Here is a 15,411-nt window from a genome sequence, read left to right as displayed (position 1 = left end):
GCCGTCGGCCGCGTGCTGATCGCCGCGCCCAGCGACCAGGAAGCCCTGCTGGAATCCGCCCGCGTGCAGGTGGCCCGCGGCGAGGGCTTTTTCGCCATCGAGCCGGCCAAGGCCGCCGCCGCCGCCGCCCCGCGCGACTGGCGTCCGCTGACCCTGCTGGGCGTGGCCTACGAGCAGTCCAAGCGCGACGACGAGGCGCTCGCCGCCCACCGCCAGGCCGTCGCCCTGGCTCCCAACGAGGCCGTTCCGGCCGCCAATCTCGCCATGTACCTGGCCGGCCACGGCGACCTGCCCGGCGCCGAGGCCCTGCTGCGCAAGGCCGCGACCCTGCCGTCCTCGACCATCCAGATCCGCCAGAACCTGGCCCTCGTCGTCGGCCTGCAGGGCCGCGTCGACGAAGCCGAGAAGCTGGCCCGCCAGGACCTCCCGCCCCAGGTCGTCGACAACAACCTGGCCTGGCTCCGCGCCGCGCTGGGGCAGGGCGGCGGCACCCGCACGTGGGAAGCGGTGAAGGCGGGGAGCTGAGGCTGGGGCTCCGTGGCGCTCGTCTGCGCAATCAGAAAATGAGCCTGGCGTTTTACTCGATCGAACGTTGATATTTGAATGCGCGTCCGTATCCTGGACCGGTAGATCTTGCTGCCGGGGGGTGCGGGTATGCGTGCGATCGTTCTCGCCTTTGTCTGTGCGATGGTGGTCGGGGCGAGCGGGGCGCACGCCGATCCCGTGACCCTGGACTGGAGCGTCGTCGATCGCTTCAGACTCTTCAAATCCCCGCCGCCGCCGAGCCGGCCGCTGGGCGATTCCGGCCCCGGAACCGTCGATGTCTTCCTGGATCGCCTGGGGGCTGCACGCGCGACGCCTGGGGCGCTCTTCCCGGAAAGCGCCTCGTACGACCTGATCGCCGATTTCCTCGCCACCAAGCGACCCTATGACGGCGGCCCCGCGGTCCGGCCGTTCGAGGCGACGCGGTGGCGCGGCGCGGGTCCCGGCGTGCGCGACGGGACGCTGGCCCTGAAACCGCCCGCCGCGGACCGGGGCTACGAGCCGGGCTATCTCTATCCGTCGGCCTATGCGGTGCGTGTCTGGGTCGTCGGCGGCGCGGCGGCCGACAGCTGCGCATGGCGCGTCGACGGGGTCGAGGCGCTCGGACCCGTGGCCTGTGACCAGGCGGTTCGGATACCGATCCCGGCGCGCGACGACCACACCGGCGGGCGGGGCGTGCGGGTGACGGTGACGGTCAGCCGCGACGGCGCCAAGACCGCAGAGGGCGAAGTCCCGATCGAGGTTCGCGACCGCCTGGTGATCGGCCTGGGCGACTCCTACGCTTCGGGCGAGGGAAATCCCGATCAGCCGCAGGCGTTTCCGCAGAACTTCCAGACCCGCATCGACCGCTACTGGAAGGACAGTTCCGATCCCTACGACCGCTGGTGGCGGGTCGGCGCGGTCTTGCGCGAGATCCAGCCGGCGCGCTGGTGGGATCCGATCTGCCATCGGTCGCTCTATTCGCAGCAGGCGGCCGCGGCCTTCATCTATGCGGCCGAGCACCCCAAGGAGGCGGTCACCTTCGCGTCCTTCGCGTGCAGCGGCGCCGAGGTGCTGGACGGCGTCATCGCCAGCCAGGCCAAGCCCCCGGGCCTGTCGGATTTCGGCGGCCCGGACGGGCGTCGTCCCTTCGTGCTGAAGCCCCAGATCGAGCAGGCGCTGGAACTGCTCTGCGACGGCCGCGGCTTGAGCGGGGACGCGCGGTGGGCCGCGACGGAGATCGCTCTCCTAGCCGCCGAGCTCCGGCTGCCTCCCAAGCAGCAGAAGGCCTATGTGACCACGGCGACGCGCACCGAAGCCAAGTGCGCCGGGGCTGGTGTCCGGCCCCGGAAGGTGGACGTCCTGCTGATGTCCATCGGCGGCAACGACATCGGTTTCGCCGGCGCCGTCAAGAACGCCCTGCTGCCCACCCAGGCCTCGGATCCGATCGGTCAGTTCGTCCTGGCGCGCGTGCGGTCGTCGGTGGGCGTGACGCCGACCTATCTGGCCCACCGCAAGATCATGTTCGACCTGCCCAGGGTCTATCCCGTCATGCGCCAGGCCCTGGCGGCGGGCCTGGCGCCCGATGGCGTGCCGATCATCCAGTCGACCTATCCGAACCCTCTCCTGGGCGAAGGGGACGGCGCCCGTTTCTGCCACGGCTTCCTCGACAACCAGCTGTTCGCGTCGATGAACGGCATGTTCCCCGATCAGGGCGTCAGGCCGGAGAACCGTTGGCGGATCGGGATCGACGAGGCCGAGGGGCGCGAGGTCTTCGAGTCGCTGTTCACGCCCCTGAACCAGGCGGTCGCGCAGAACGCTTCCAACAAGGGGTGGCGGGTGGTGCGCTATGGCGAGGCGTTCTCGCGGCGCGGCTGGTGCGCCGGCACCGAGGCCGAGCGCGCTACCTTCGCCTTTCCAGCGCTCTCGCAGGCGGTAACCGCGAGCGGAAAGCGGCAGTGGTCGCCGTTCGATCCACAAGACTGGAATCCCTACGCCCCGCGTACCCGCCTCTTCCGAACCTCCAACGACGTGGTCCTGACGCAGATCGGGTCGAGCGAGCCGTTCGTGAAGATGGTGGTGAACCTGGGCAACCGATCGTTCTTCGCCAGCGCGGGCATCTTTCACCCGACCGCCCAGGCGCACGTGATCATCGGGCTGAATGTGGTTCGCGAGATGGAGCAGGCGCTCGAGCCGCCGTCGCCGGGCGTGCAGACAGCGCGCTGACGCGGGGCCTCAGGCGCTGAACGCGGCCTTCGGCGCCTCGGTCCCCACCGCCTCCACCCCCACCGGCGCCTCGACCACGAACCGGCTGCCCAGGCCCGGCGTGCTGTCCAGGTGGATCTCGCCGCCCATGGTCTCGACGACCTGGCGGGTGATGCTGAGGCCAAGGCCGGTGCCGCCGACGTGGCGGGCGGGGTCGCCGACCTGTTCGAAGGGGCGGAAGACGGCGTCCAGCTGGTCGGGGGCGACGCCGACGCCGGTGTCCTCGACCGTGAAGCGCAGGCGGACCTCGCCGCCGGCTTGGGGCTCGACGCTTTCGACGCTCAGCGACACGCGGCCCTGGTCGGTGAACTTCACCGCATTGCCCAGCAGGTTGATCAGCACCTGGCGCAGGCGCTTGGGGTCGGCGACGATCGTGCGCGGGGCGTCGGCGGCCAGCTCGACGGCGAAGGCCAGGCCCTTCTCCTCGGCCCGCAGGCGGAACATCTGGTCGATCTCGTCCAGGCAGGCGCGCAGGTCGAAGGCGGCGGGCTGGAGGTCCAGCCGCCCGGCCTCGATCTTGGCGATATCGAGGATGTCGCTGATCATCGCCAGCAGGTGCTCGCCGCTGGAGCGGATGGCGTCGACGGCCGTGCGCTGCCTGTCGTCCAGCGCGCCGCGGCTGAGCCAGTAGCTGTAGCCGATCACCGCGTTCAGCGGCGTGCGCAGCTCGTGGCTCATGTGGCCGAGGAACTGCGACTTGGCGGCGTTGGCGGCCTCGGCGGCGGCGCGGGCCTCGCCCATCACCCGGGCTTCCTCGAGTTGGCGGCGCTGGCGGGTCTCGAACTCGCGGCGCATGCCCAGCAGGCGCCCGACCAGAAAGCCGCCGGTCACCACCAGCCAGACGCCCAGGATGATCAGGTACCACTGGCCGTCCGACAGCGAGACGCCCTCGAAGTCGATCTCGTCGAGCGACACGGCCAGCGGGCCGGGCGCGGCGCCGTCGGTGGTGATGGCGATCGCCCGCACGTCGGCCAGGTTCGGGGCGGCGTCACGAGGCGATACGCCGTGGCTGCTGACCCACCAACCCTCGGCGGCCAGGCGGTCGAGCGGCAGGCGGATCTCGTTGGCGCCCGGGTCGACCGGGAATTCCAGGACCAGCGGCACGTCCTGGTCGCCGACCTTGCCACGCAAGGCCGCCGGCGGGGCGGTCTTGACCTGCAGCTTCAGCCGGTCGCCGCCGCCGGTGTAGGTCAGGCGCAGGGTGATGCTCTGATAGCGGGTGAAGTCGAGCCCCTTGCTCGCGCCGCCGGTGGTCAGCTGCAGGCCGTAGCCGCAATAGGGATAGGTGACGCCCGTCCGGATGTCGCAGCGCCAGGCCATCTGCCGGTGCGGATCGGGGGTGACGCTGGAGCGGCCGCCGCTTTCGGCGTCGGAAAAGGCGTAGGCGATCACCTGGTCCGACTGCGGCGTCAGGGCCAGGCTCTGGCGGGTGAGGGCGCCCTTGCCCAGCACCGCGGCGAAGGTCACCGCGATCAGCAGGAACAGCGCCGCCTCGACCTTGAGATGCCGGTAGCGCCGCCAGCCGCCGCCGTTCTCGTTGGACGCCGGCGACGACACCGGTGTCCGAGGGGCTGAACGAGGATCGGGACGCTGCGGCACGAGGCGCTCCTGGAGGCCTGTGCGGGCCGCGAAGGGAAGAAGCGCGACCTTAGCTCGAGCATGTTTGACCGCCGTTTAACGGGGCGCCGGAAATCTTCGGTTCGGCGCCGCGACCTTTTGTCGGCCTCTGGGCGTGAATGACCTTTGCGAGCGCCATGCGCCATGTTTCAACCCGAAGTGGTCGCCACAGCCCCAGGGAAACGCCATGTCCGTTCGCCGTCGGATCGCCGTCGCCGTCGCGCTCGCCGCGCTCGCCTCCGCAAGCGCGGTTCCGCCCGCCTGGGCCCAGATCCCCGGCGACCTGCGCGACCTGATCGGCGCCCGGGCGGCCGGCGGGGAAAGCGAGCTACAGCGGCGCGGCTACGAATTCGACCATGTGGACGAGGGCGGCAGCGCCAAGTGGAGCTACTGGCGGCGCGGCGACGACTGCGTCCAGGTCACCACCCGCGACGGCCGCTACCTGACCATTGTCGAGGCTCGCAACCTGTGCCGCAAGAAGAGTTCTGACTCCAAGGCCGCCGCCGTCGTGGCGGGGGTGGCCATCGTCGGCCTGGCCGCCGCCCTGGCGGCTCACAAGCAGAAGCACGGCGACGCCGACCGGGCCCACGACGACGAGTACGAGCGCGGTTACCAGGCGGCCCTCTACGGCTCCGACTACGACGACCGGCACGAGACCGAGGGCTATCACGAGGGCTTCCTGGCCGGGCAGTCCGAGCGCGACAACCGCCGCTACGCCAACACCCGCTATGTCCGTCAGGCGCCGCGCGCGGCCCAGGACGCCTGTTCGCGCCGGGCCGACGCGTTCCAGAACCGTCCCGCCGGCTCAAGCGTGCCGATCAGCGTCCGCGACCTGGGGCGCGGCGACTGGGAGCTGACCATGGCCACCGGCCCCTATCGCTCGCGCTGCTTCGCCTCGTCCGACGGCCAGGTCCGCTCGATCGAGCCGTACTGACCCTTAGGGCGGATCGACACTCGGCGTTTGAGACGAAAACCTCGTCCTTCGACGAGGACCACGCACCGAGCCTGAATGTCGATCCACCCCAGAGGCTGACCTTCAGGCCAGGGCCAGCGGGATCAGGATCAGCAGCATGTAGAAGAGGGCGCGCGCCAGGGCCGCCACGGCGGTCACGGCCGCGCGGGCTGGCGGGATCGACAGGTGTCGCGACAGCCAGCGGGTCTGGGCCACGATCAGCCAGACGGTCGAGGCCAGGATCACCGCCGCGCCGGCCCCGACCAGGGCCGGGGTCCCGCGCTGCACGGCCATCAGACCCAGCGACACGCAAAGCGCCACCGGCGAGGCCAGGTAGCACTGGGCGTAGAACGGTCGCCGCAGGGTCTGGCGCGAAATCGCCACGCCCTGCTTGCGCAGCCGGGTCAGGGTCACGACCAGCGGCGTGAGGCCAAACAGCAGGCACCGGAACATCAGCAGGTTCTGCTGGGAGTCGTAGAGCGCCTTGGCCAGCGGCGGGGCGTTGGCCGGCTGGGGAACGTGCGCCGCCCAGCCGATGGCGTTGGCGATCACCAGGGTGATGATCAGCAGCACCGGCGGGCTCAGCGCGTCGTCGTAGCGCAGGTCCTCGGGCTGGCCTTCCTCGCGGTCGGAATAGGCCATGGCCGTCATCGGCCGGCTGACGATCCGCAGCATGGTGCGCGGGTAGAAGTAGAGCCAGGTCATGGCTTCGAAGAGCAGTTCCTCGAAGCTCCTCAGGATCTTCAGCAGGTCCACGAAGCAGGCTCCCGTTGCGCCGACCGGTCGGTGATAGCAGCAGCGGGCCGCGATTTCTGCCTGTCCATCGCAAGGCGAGCGGCGAGCGCTGTACAGCCATGGCGAAGCGTCGCCATAGTCGCCCGCGCAGTGGAGCTTCGATCATGGCAGGGCCGGCCCCGCGAGACTTTCCCTACATCCGCGCCGCGCCCGAAGGCCTGTCGGCCGGGTGGTGGGTCATGGTGCTGGGAAGCTGCGTCGCCGGTTTCGCGGCGCTAATGCTGCTGGCGCGGGCGCCGGGCGGTCCGATGGCGCTGGTCGGGCCGGTGCTGTTCGCCGTCATGCCGCTGCTGGCGCTGAGGGCGGCCGCCGGACGCGGCTGGACGGCGCTGTTCCCGCACCTGACCTTCACCGACGTGCTGGCCGGCCTGCTGACCGTTCCCATCGCCCTGCTGCTGTCGAGCGCGGTCGCCCTGGTCTTCACCAGAGCCGGGATCGCCGCCGTCAATCCGGTCGCGGGCCTGCTGGCGCGGCTGGACGGCTGGGAGCGCGTCGTCTTCATCGCCGGCACCGCGCCGCAGCTGCTGGGCGAGGAGCTGATCACCATCCTGCCGTTCCTGGCCTTGCTGGCGCTGTTCCATCGCCGGTTCGGCCTGGCCCTGCGGCCTTCGGTTCTGGCCGCCTGGATCCTGTCGGCCGCGATCTTCGGCCTGCTGCACCTGTCGACCTACGGCTGGAACCTGGCCCAGGTGCTGCTGGTCATCGGCGTCTCGCGGCTGGCGCTGACGATTCCCTATCTGCTGACCCGCAGCGTCTGGTCCTCGCTGATCGCCCACATTACCCTGGACTGGTCGATCTTCGCGCTGGTGCTGCTGGGCGCGGCCAGAGGGTAGGGGGGCAACCCCTTGCCCTGACTCAGCTTCCGGCGCTTTGCGCGGTTGACATCCCCGGCCGCCTCGCTTATCCACCGCCCCTCACTCGCGGCGGCCGCAAGGTTGTCCGCGTCAACGCTATTGTAATTCGGAGCCACGTCGTGAAGCGGACATTCCAGCCGTCGAAGCTCGTGCGAGCCCGCCGTCACGGCTACCGCACGCGTATGGCCACCAAGAACGGCCAAAAGATCGTCGCGCGTCGTCGCGCCAAGGGCCGCAAGCGCCTGACGGCCTAAGAGCGGGTCTCCCGCTCTTCTTTCCTGCCCCGGCAGGATCGTACGACATGACAAAAGCCGCCCCTTCCCAGAACCAGGCCTCCAGCCTGCGCCGGAAAGGGCGGCTTTTTTCATGACCGATTCCCAGGTTTCCGCCGCTCCCCTGGCCGAACCTCTCGCGCCTGGCCCCAAGGGCCCGAAGATCGAGCGCATCAAGGTGCGCGCCGACTTCCTGAAGGCCGCCAAGGCCCCCTCGCTGTCGCGCGGCGCCGTCTTCATGCAGCTGCGCCCGCGGGGCGACGACGACGCCCTGATCCGCGTCGGCTTCACCGCCTCCAAGAAGGTCGGCGGCTCGGTCGAGCGCAATCGTGCGAAAAGACGCCTGCGCGAGGCCGCAAGGCTCCTTCTGCCCCTTCATGGACGGCCCGGTTGCGACTATGTGTTCATCGCCCGCGGCGGTACGCGCTCGCGGCCCTGGGGGCGTTTGCTTGACGATGTAAAAGCCGCGCTGATAAGCCTCGCGGCCGAAATAGATCGCGGGGGGAAGCGACCCCCCACCGCGCCCGCCTCACCCTCTTCGCACGCGCCAGCGTCCGAACCCTCCGATCCCGGTTAAGTCATCCATGCAGAACGACAACAAGAACACGCTGGTCTTCATCGTCAGCGCGTTCGCGATCCTTCTCGGCTACCAATTCTTCGTGCTGGGTCCGAACCAGAAGAAGATGGAGGCCGCCGCCCGCGCCAAGAAGGCCGCCGAGGCCCAGGCCGCCGTCGCGCCTCCCGGCATGACCGTCGGTCCGGACGGCTCGCCCCAGCCGATCAAGCTGTCGCGCGACGTCGCCAAGGCCGCCAGCCCGCGGATCGCCGTCGACACCCCGGCCCTGGCCGGCTCGATCGCCCTGAAGGGCGCGCGGATCGACGACCTGTGGCTCAAGCGCTACGGCCAGACCACCAAGAAGAACGCCCCGCCCGTCGAGCTGCTGCGCCCGACCGGCGCCGAGAACGCCTTCTTCGCCGAGTTCGGCTGGGCCGGCGCCAACCTGTCGGGCCTGCCGGACGCCAACACCGTCTGGACCGCCCCGGCCGGCGCGACCTTGCGCCCCGGCTCGCCGGTCGTGCTGACGCATGACAACGGCCAGGGCCTGGTCTTCACCCGCACGCTGTCGGTCGACGCCGACGCCATGTTCACGGTGTCCGACAGCGTCAGGAACCAGGGCGGCCAGACCCTCACCCTGGCGCCCTACGCCTCGGTCCAGCGCTGGGGCATCCCCACCGATCTGGGCAAGAACCACATCGTCCACGAGGGCGGCATCGGCATCCTGGGCCAGGACGGCTACGAGCTGAAGCAGGCCAAGTACCAGGACTGGAAAAAGAAGAAGCCGCTGCAGGAGTTCTCCTCCAAGGGCGGCTGGACCGGCATCACCGACAAGTACTGGCTGGCGGCCCTGATCCCGAGCCAGGACGAGGCCATCACGGCCCGCTACAAGGTCACGCCCGTTTCCGGCGTCGACGTCTACGAGGCCAACTACACCGCCGCCCCGCGCGCCCTGGCCCCCGGCCAGACCCTGACCGAGACCACCCGCCTGTTCGCCGGCGCCAAGACCGTGCCGCTGCTGCGCCAGTACGAATACGCGGGCAACGCCCCCAGCGGCTGGGCCTTCTGGGACAAGCGCAAGGCCGACATCCCGCGCTTCGACGACGCCGTGGACTGGGGCATGTTCGCCCTGATCACCCGTCCGATCTTCAACGTGCTGGAGATCTTCTACAAGCTGGTCGGCAACTTCGGCATCGCCATCATGCTGCTGACCGTGACCCTGAAGCTCCTGCTCTATCCGCTGGCGGACAAGAGCTACGAGTCCATGGCCAAGATGAAGAAGATCGCCCCCGAGGTCGAAAAGCTGAAGGCCAAGAACAAGGACGATCCGGCCAAGCTGCAGCAGGAAACCATGGCGCTGTACGCCAAGGAGAAGATCAACCCGTTCATGGGCTGCGTGCCCATGCTGATCCAGATCCCGGTGTTCTACTCGCTGTACAAGGTGCTGACGGTCACGATCGAAATGCGCCACGCGCCGTTCTTCGGCTGGATCCAGGATCTGTCCGCGCGTGACCCGACGACGTTCATGAACCTGTTTGGCCTGATCCCGTGGGATCCGGCGACGGCCCCGCTGATCGGCACGTTCCTGGGCGGCCCCCTGCACATCGGCGTCTGGCCGCTGCTGTACGGCTTCACCATGTGGCTGACCACGGCGATGAACCCGCCGGCCGGCGATCCGATGCAGCAGAAGATCTTCCAGTTCTTCCCGCTGATCTTCATGTTCACCCTGTCGCAGTTCGCGGTGGGCCTGGTGATCTACTGGTGCTGGAGCAACGTGCTGACCATCATCCAGCAGTACATCATCATGCGCCGCTACAAGGTCGACAACCCGATCGACAAGATCGTGGCTCGCCTGACCGGCAAGCAGACCGCGACGGCGACCTGATGACCGATCCGATCGATCCCATCTTCACCGAAGACGAGATCGAGGCGGCCCGGGTGCTCTTCGCCCAGCCGGTCTCGTTCATGATGGGGGCCGTCCGCATGGACGGCCTGCCGCCCTCCGACCTGCCGGAAGTGGCCTTCGCCGGCCGCTCCAACGTCGGCAAGTCGAGCCTGATCAACGGGCTCGTCGGCCAGAAGTACCTGGCCCGCGCCTCCAACGAGCCGGGCCGCACGCGGGAGCTGAACTTCTTCCTGCTGGCCGAGAAGCTGCGTCTGGTCGACCTTCCGGGCTACGGCTTCGCCCGCGTCTCGCGCTCGACGGCCAGCAAGTTCCAGGACCTGGGCCGCCAGTTCCTGCGCGGCCGGCCCAACCTCAAGCGGGTCTACCTGCTGATCGACGCCCGCCACGGCCTCAAGAAGGTCGACGCCGAGGCGCTCGACGCCCTCGACATCTCGGCGGTCTCCTACCAGATCGTCCTGACCAAGGCCGACAAGATCAAGCCGGCGGAAGTCGAGAAGGTCGTCGAGGAAACCACCAAGGCCGTCGCCAAGCGCCCGGCCGCCTTCCCGCGGGTGCTGGCCACCTCGTCGGAAAAGGGCCTGGGCCTGCCCGAGCTGCGGGCGGAGATCTCGCGGACGTGTCTGGGGTAACCCCCTCCGGCCCTCCGGGCCACCTCCCCCAGAGGGGGAGGATCTAGCGGAACGGATGCTCCCCCTCTGGGGGAGCTGTCGCGGAGCGACTGAGGGGGGAGCGCGTAGCGCTTCCTCTTTTTTGTTCCGAGCACGGATCATCCGCGCCGCTACATAAATTCGCAATAAAACTGTCGCCGAAACTTCTCTGGCCCCCAGGTTGTGGCGAAACTATGCCCTGCCCCGACAAAAACACGCGCGTCACCCGGTGTCATGCCCGGCCGCGAAGTGGGGGATGTTTCGATGAAGAAGACCGCTCTGTTGGCGCTGTGCGCGCTTGCGCCTCTGGCCATGGCGGCCCAGGCCGCCGCCGCCGATCTCGCCGATGCCCCGATCGCCACCGCCGAAGAGCCGGTCACGGCCTCGGAAGTCGTCGTCCAGGCCCAGATCGCCTACCGCAACCGCAGCGAGGAGACCGCTCCGGTCCTCGAATACGGCCTCGACTACTTCCAGCGCTTCGAGCCCCTGACCGCCGGCGACGCGCTGAAGCGCGTGCCCTCGGTCGCCTTCCTGTCGGACGTGCTGGAATCGGACGGCGTGCGCATGCGCGGCCTGGATCCGGGCTACACCCAGGTGCTGATCAACGGTGAGAAGGTGCCCGGCTCGGGCGTCGACCGCTCGTTCTTCGTCGACCGCATCCCCGCCGAACTGATCGAGCGCGTCGAGATCGTCCGCAGCGCCAGCGCCAACCGTAGCGGCGACGCCCTGGCCGGCGCCGTCAACATCGTGCTGCGCGACGCCTATTCGCTGGACGGCGGCTTCTTCCGCGTCGGGGCCCTGGGCTTCAACGACGGCCGCATCCGCGAGACCCTGGGCGGCGTCTGGGGCGGCCAGGTCGGCCCCGGCCGCCTGCTGCTGGGCGCCAACATCCAGGGCCGCCGCAACCCCAAGGAAAAGACCAGCCTGCGCTACGCCAGCCCGAACGGCGCCTTCGTCAACCGCGAAGACCAGACCGACCTGCGCAACGGCACCGACTACTCGTTCAACGCCAGCTACCAGACGCCCCTGGCCGGCGGCGACCTCGACCTGTCGGCCTTCTACGTCAAGACCGACCGCAAGCAGGACGAATACTCGCTCGAGTACAACACCCGCACCGGCGGCTCGACCGCGCCGATCGTGTTCGGCAAGACCACCGGCGGCAACCTGCTGACCATCAACCACCAGATCGTCGACACCGACCAGGAAACCCTGACCCTGTCGGCCAAGTACAAGCACGAGATGTTCGGCGGCGTCGGCTCGGCGCGGGTCACCTACGCCCGCTTCACCGAGACCGATTTCGACCGCGAGGACGACACCGACTACAACCGCTCCAAGCCGCGCTACACCTTCGACCGGACCACGACCGACATCGAGGACACCGAGACCACGCTGAAGCTGAAGCACGAGCGTGACCTGGGCGCGGCCAAGCTGGAGTTCGGCGTCGACCTGCAGGACAAGAGCCGCGACACCGACATCCAGACCAAGCGCGACCGCTACAACATCGGCGCGACCCCGACCAACGAGTCCTATGACGCCGTCGCCGGCGGCGTGAACCAGATCGAGGAAAAGCGCGTCGATCCCTACGTCCAGCTGTCTGGCAAGGCCGGCGACGTGAAGTGGGAAGCGGGCCTGCGCTACGAGACCACCGACGTCTCGATCACCGACGAGACGGCCGAGGCCGCCCTGCGCGACACCAGCCTCGACTACGCCATCCTGCTGCCCTCGGCCCACCTGCGCTGGAGCCTGACCGACGACGACCGCGTCACCGCCTCGGTGGCCCGCACCGTGCGCCGCCCCGGCTTCGACCAGATCTCGCCGGCGGTTCTCGAGGAGGAGTACGGCGACAACGACTTCATCGGCAATCCGAACCTGAAGCCGGAAACCGCCTGGGGCCTGGACGTCGGCTATGAGCGTCGCCTCGGCCGCCAGGGCGTGGCGGGCGTCAACTTCTTCTACCGCGACGTCACCGACCTGATCGAGCTGGCCGACACCGGCGTCGAGGGCTCGGCCGGCGGCACGGCCAGCGTGCTGCAGTCGCGCAACGTCGGCGACGGCAAGGTCTGGGGTCTGGAGTTCGACCTCTCCACCCCGCTGACCGTGGTGGGCCTGGAGAACACCGGCGTGTTCTTCAACTACTCCTGGCTCGACAGCGAGATCTCGGACGTGCTGGGCAAGCGCCGCTTCAACGGCCAGGCCAAGTACGTGGCCAATGTCGGCTTCATCCAGGACCTGCCGAAGCTGGGCGCGGCCTTCGGCGCCACCTACCGCAAGCAAGGCGAGGCCTTCGACCGCATGATCGGCGAGGAGGTTCACACCACCTACGGCGGCGAGCTGGAGATCTTCGTCGAAAAGCGCATCGGCGAGCGCACCACCATCCGCCTGACCGGCTCGAACCTGCTGAACGGCAAGAAGAAGGAAGCCTTCGACAAGTTCGACAGCCTGGCCGACCAGAAGGCGCGCAACTACGCCGAGTACGAACTGGAATCGGAAGAAGCCGGCCCGGCCTTCCAGCTGATCGCCCGCATGGCGTTCTGATCGGAGCCCTATCCTTCTCCCCTTGCGGGAGAAGGATAGGGGTCTCTCAAAAGCAAGACGCCGCGACAGCCGATCAGCTGTCGCGGCGTTTTCCGTTTCTGGACCCTCCCCCTGAAGGGGGAGGTGGCCCGGAGGGCCGAAGGGGGAAGTTCTGCTGTCGTCGAGGGGGGCGCCGGCTCGCATCCCCCTCCGTCGGCTTCGCCGACACCTCCCCCTTCAGGGGGAGGGGATTGGCTAAGCCGCCCGGCCGTTGCCTTCGTCGGTCATGAAGCCCATCAGGGCGTCGATGCGCCTGACCAGTTCGGCGCGGCCGCCGCCGACCGAGAAGTCGGCCGTGGTGCAGCCGGCCAGGGCCGCGGCGGCCTCGACCAGGCGCGGATCCTTCACCGCCACGCCGACGGCGTTCAGTTCGGCCGCCTGGGCGGCGAGAGCCCTGCGGGCCTGGGCCGGATCGCTGTCCAGCGACTGGGCGGCGGACTTGACGATGCGCAGGGCCTGCGACAGGCGCGCGGCGGGCGTGCCGGCGGCGTCGGCCTTGCGCTTGCGCGGACCCTTGTATTCGGCCGAGTTGAAGCGGCGGCGGTCGGGGCCGACGTACTGCACGGCCTCCACCCAGTCGCGCGGTTTCAGGGTCACGGCCTCGAGGCGGCGTTCCAGATCCTTGATCGTGAACGGCTTGCGCATGAACTCGTGGATGCCGGCGTCGCGGGCCCCGAAGATGGCTTCGGCGGTGGCTTCGGCCGTGCACATGATGATCGGGTTCTGGCGGCAGGCCAGGTCGCTGCGGCGGATCTTGCGGGCCAGGGCCAGGCCGTCGGCGCCCGAGCTGGCGTGCTCGACGAAGATCATCTGCGGATCGACGGTGCGCACCATGCCCCAGCCCTGCTCGATGGTCGGGGCGGCGAAGACCTGCACATTGCCCACGTGGCGCAGCTGGTCGCCCAGCAGGCGGACGGCCGCGTTGCTCGGATCGACGACCAACACGCGCTGCATCTTGGCGGCGATGCGCTGCAGGGTGCGGGGGTTGTCGTCGAACACGGGGCGGGGCCTCCTCGCTAGCCGGGAAGATCGGACCTCGACTCATAGGGCGCGAGGGTAAAAATCCGCTTGATGACCAGGCGGGCTCCCTGCGTCAGATCGCCTACCTCAGGTGGGCGATCTCAGATCGAAAGCGACGCCGACAACCCGGAGTCGAAGTCCTGCAGGATGTCGACGGCCTCTTCCACGTCGACGATGGCCGGCTGGCCCTCGGGGAAGCGGTAGCGCCAGAAGCTGGCGATGTGCGAGATCACCCCGACCTTCTCGCCCAGGGACAGGAACATCTCGGGCGCGCGCAGCAGGAACTCGCGGAAGGCCTGGGGCTTGCCGTTGTCGATCAGGTCCTCGAAGGCGTCGTCATAGACCTTCAGCGTGCGCAGGATCGAGGCGCGCTCGACCACCACGCCGTGCTGCAGCCGCTTGCGGGCGTCGTCGACATAGCGGGCCGTCTCGGCCTCGCGGGCGCCGGTGATGATCATCTGGCCGATCTCGCCGGCCGTGGCGGTCAGCTGCGGCCACAGCCGCGTCAGCATCCACTTGTAATAGAGGAAGCCCTTCCAGCTGAAGACGCCCTCCCGGAAGCTCTCGCCCTCCAGGACCAGGGTCTCGCGCAGGGGCTCCAGCCGCTCGTCGACGTCGGTCGACAGCAGGGCCTCGACCAGGCGGGCGGCGGCCGCGCCATTGACCCGGCCGCTGTCGCGATAGGCCAGGTCGATCAGCCGCGAGATCTCGACGGTGACGAAGCCCTGCATCTGCTCCAGGTCGCCGGGCGACAGGGCGAAGTAGCAGGGGGCCACGATCATGCCGTGGCGGCGCAGGTGCTCGCGCAGCAGGAACGGGTCCAGCGACGGCAGCATGTCGATCATGCGCAGCGTGGCCAGGTCCCGCGTCATGTCGGTGGGATCGTTGCAGGCCTCGCGCAGCAGGTCGATCCAGCCGCGCTGGCCCACGAAGAACGACTGGCCGCCCAAGGAGAGGTCGCTGCGCTCGAACGGGATGATGATCTTGGTCGCCGTGGGGCGGGCTTCGTCGAACAGGAACAGGTCGTCGGCCCGCAGGCGGTGCTTGACGATCAGACTGTTGTTGAGGACCCGGTTGCGGAACAGCGGGTGCTGCGAATATTCCGGCCGCTTGTGGCTGTCGGCGGCGATGGCCAGCAGGTTCAGCACCCGGCTGGTCGAGGCCGTGCGCTCCAGGGCGCGCAGGCTGCGCGTCAATCGGTCCGGCTTGCGGACCGGAGAGAGCTTTCGACGCGCGGACAAGATCAGGCGACCCCCTTGGTGACACGAGGGTTGTAGCCTTGCCGACCTAAGCAATCGCTAACCGCGACCGTAGGTAGTCCTCATTATGGGGATTGTCGGCTCCCGTGAGTTCCTTCTCCCGCCTCGGTTCACCTCTCCCATAGGGAGAGGGAGGGGCCCATGCGCAGCATGGGAGGGTGAGGGGTTACAG

General features: G+C 68.9%; 13 protein-coding genes. 9 read left to right on the top strand and 4 right to left on the bottom strand.

Annotated features, from left to right (window positions below):
• Nucleotides 1-525, top strand: a 525-nt coding sequence (locus tag DMC18_RS17570; protein WP_110133151.1) for a tetratricopeptide repeat protein, incomplete at its 5' end; no start/stop codon positions are given.
• Between the two features lie 129 nt (nt 526-654).
• The gene (locus tag DMC18_RS17565) at nt 655-2,748 is read left to right on the top strand and encodes a hypothetical protein (RefSeq protein WP_146218112.1); all 2,094 of its coding nucleotides are present in this window, start codon (nt 655-657) and stop codon (nt 2,746-2,748) included.
• Nucleotides 2,749-2,757: 9 nt separating this feature from the next.
• Here DMC18_RS17565 and DMC18_RS17560 read toward each other — a convergent pair whose 3' ends face one another.
• A complete protein-coding gene (locus tag DMC18_RS17560) occupies nt 2,758-4,344 on the bottom strand; it encodes a HAMP domain-containing sensor histidine kinase (protein WP_110118339.1) in 1,587 nt (528 codons plus the stop codon).
• A gap of 247 nt (nt 4,345-4,591) precedes the next feature.
• On the opposite strand from DMC18_RS17560, the gene DMC18_RS17555 reads away from it, so the two are divergent.
• On the top strand, nt 4,592-5,338 hold the full coding sequence (locus DMC18_RS17555) for a hypothetical protein (RefSeq protein ID WP_110118340.1): 747 nt from the start codon (nt 4,592-4,594) through the stop codon (nt 5,336-5,338).
• A gap of 102 nt (nt 5,339-5,440) precedes the next feature.
• On the opposite strand, the gene DMC18_RS17550 is transcribed toward DMC18_RS17555, so the two are convergent.
• Nucleotides 5,441-6,112 (bottom strand): hypothetical protein, encoded by a 672-nt coding sequence (locus tag DMC18_RS17550; RefSeq protein ID WP_110118341.1) that lies wholly within the window; start codon nt 6,110-6,112, stop codon nt 5,441-5,443.
• 143 nt (nt 6,113-6,255) lie between these two features.
• Between DMC18_RS17550 and DMC18_RS17545 the strand changes: the two genes are divergently transcribed.
• From DMC18_RS17545 to DMC18_RS17520, 6 genes are all read left to right on the top strand, one after another.
• Nucleotides 6,256-6,984 carry a CPBP family intramembrane glutamic endopeptidase gene (locus DMC18_RS17545; protein WP_110118342.1) on the top strand — a complete coding sequence of 243 codons (729 nt, stop codon included), beginning with the start codon at nt 6,256-6,258 and terminating at the stop codon, nt 6,982-6,984.
• Between the two features lie 140 nt (nt 6,985-7,124).
• Nucleotides 7,125-7,259, top strand: a complete 135-nt coding sequence (gene rpmH / locus DMC18_RS17540) for a 50S ribosomal protein L34 (protein ID WP_110118343.1) — start codon at nt 7,125-7,127, stop codon at nt 7,257-7,259.
• Between the two features lie 112 nt (nt 7,260-7,371).
• Nucleotides 7,372-7,854 (top strand): ribonuclease P protein component, encoded by a 483-nt coding sequence (gene rnpA, locus DMC18_RS17535; protein ID WP_110118344.1) that lies wholly within the window; start codon nt 7,372-7,374, stop codon nt 7,852-7,854.
• A gap of 7 nt (nt 7,855-7,861) precedes the next feature.
• A complete protein-coding gene (gene yidC, locus DMC18_RS17530; protein ID WP_110118345.1) occupies nt 7,862-9,718 on the top strand; it encodes a membrane protein insertase YidC in 1,857 nt (618 codons plus the stop codon).
• Entirely contained in the window at nt 9,718-10,368 is a 651-nt protein-coding gene (yihA, locus tag DMC18_RS17525) for a ribosome biogenesis GTP-binding protein YihA/YsxC (protein ID WP_110118346.1), read from the top strand. The genes yidC and yihA overlap by 1 nt, the downstream gene beginning before the upstream one ends.
• Before the next feature lie 282 nt (nt 10,369-10,650).
• The gene (locus tag DMC18_RS17520; protein WP_110118350.1) at nt 10,651-12,921 is read left to right on the top strand and encodes a TonB-dependent siderophore receptor; all 2,271 of its coding nucleotides are present in this window, start codon (nt 10,651-10,653) and stop codon (nt 12,919-12,921) included.
• 234 nt (nt 12,922-13,155) lie between these two features.
• Here the strand turns inward: DMC18_RS17520 and DMC18_RS17515 are convergent, their stop codons facing one another.
• Together DMC18_RS17515 and DMC18_RS17510 are read right to left on the bottom strand one after the other, a co-directional pair.
• On the bottom strand, nt 13,156-13,959 hold the full coding sequence (locus DMC18_RS17515; RefSeq protein ID WP_110118347.1) for a PleD family two-component system response regulator: 804 nt from the start codon (nt 13,957-13,959) through the stop codon (nt 13,156-13,158).
• A 122-nt stretch (nt 13,960-14,081) separates the two neighbouring features.
• On the bottom strand, nt 14,082-15,227 hold the full coding sequence (locus DMC18_RS17510) for a hypothetical protein (RefSeq protein ID WP_110118351.1): 1,146 nt from the start codon (nt 15,225-15,227) through the stop codon (nt 14,082-14,084).
• Nucleotides 15,228-15,411 lie beyond the last annotated feature (184 nt).

The sequence above is a fragment of the Caulobacter sp. D5 genome (assembly GCF_003185805.1).
In the GTDB taxonomy this organism is placed as follows: Bacteria; Pseudomonadota; Alphaproteobacteria; order Caulobacterales; family Caulobacteraceae; genus Caulobacter.
The sequence above is the reverse complement of the archived record's forward strand: the minus strand, read 5'-3'. Positions and strand labels throughout refer to the sequence as shown.

Bases quoted from the DNA above. Each gene is read 5' to 3' on its own strand.
- DMC18_RS17565 (WP_146218112.1), top strand. From the start codon at position 655: ATGCGTGCGATCGTTCTCGCCTTTGTCTGTGCGATGGTGGTCGGGGCG.
- DMC18_RS17555 (WP_110118340.1), top strand. From the start codon at position 4,592: ATGTCCGTTCGCCGTCGGATCGCCGTCGCCGTCGCGCTCGCCGCGCTC.
- DMC18_RS17545 (WP_110118342.1), top strand. From the start codon at position 6,256: ATGGCAGGGCCGGCCCCGCGAGACTTTCCCTACATCCGCGCCGCGCCC.
- rnpA (WP_110118344.1), top strand. From the start codon at position 7,372: ATGACCGATTCCCAGGTTTCCGCCGCTCCCCTGGCCGAACCTCTCGCG.
- yidC (WP_110118345.1), top strand. From the start codon at position 7,862: ATGCAGAACGACAACAAGAACACGCTGGTCTTCATCGTCAGCGCGTTC.
- yihA (WP_110118346.1), top strand. From the start codon at position 9,718: ATGACCGATCCGATCGATCCCATCTTCACCGAAGACGAGATCGAGGCG.
- DMC18_RS17520 (WP_110118350.1), top strand. From the start codon at position 10,651: ATGAAGAAGACCGCTCTGTTGGCGCTGTGCGCGCTTGCGCCTCTGGCC.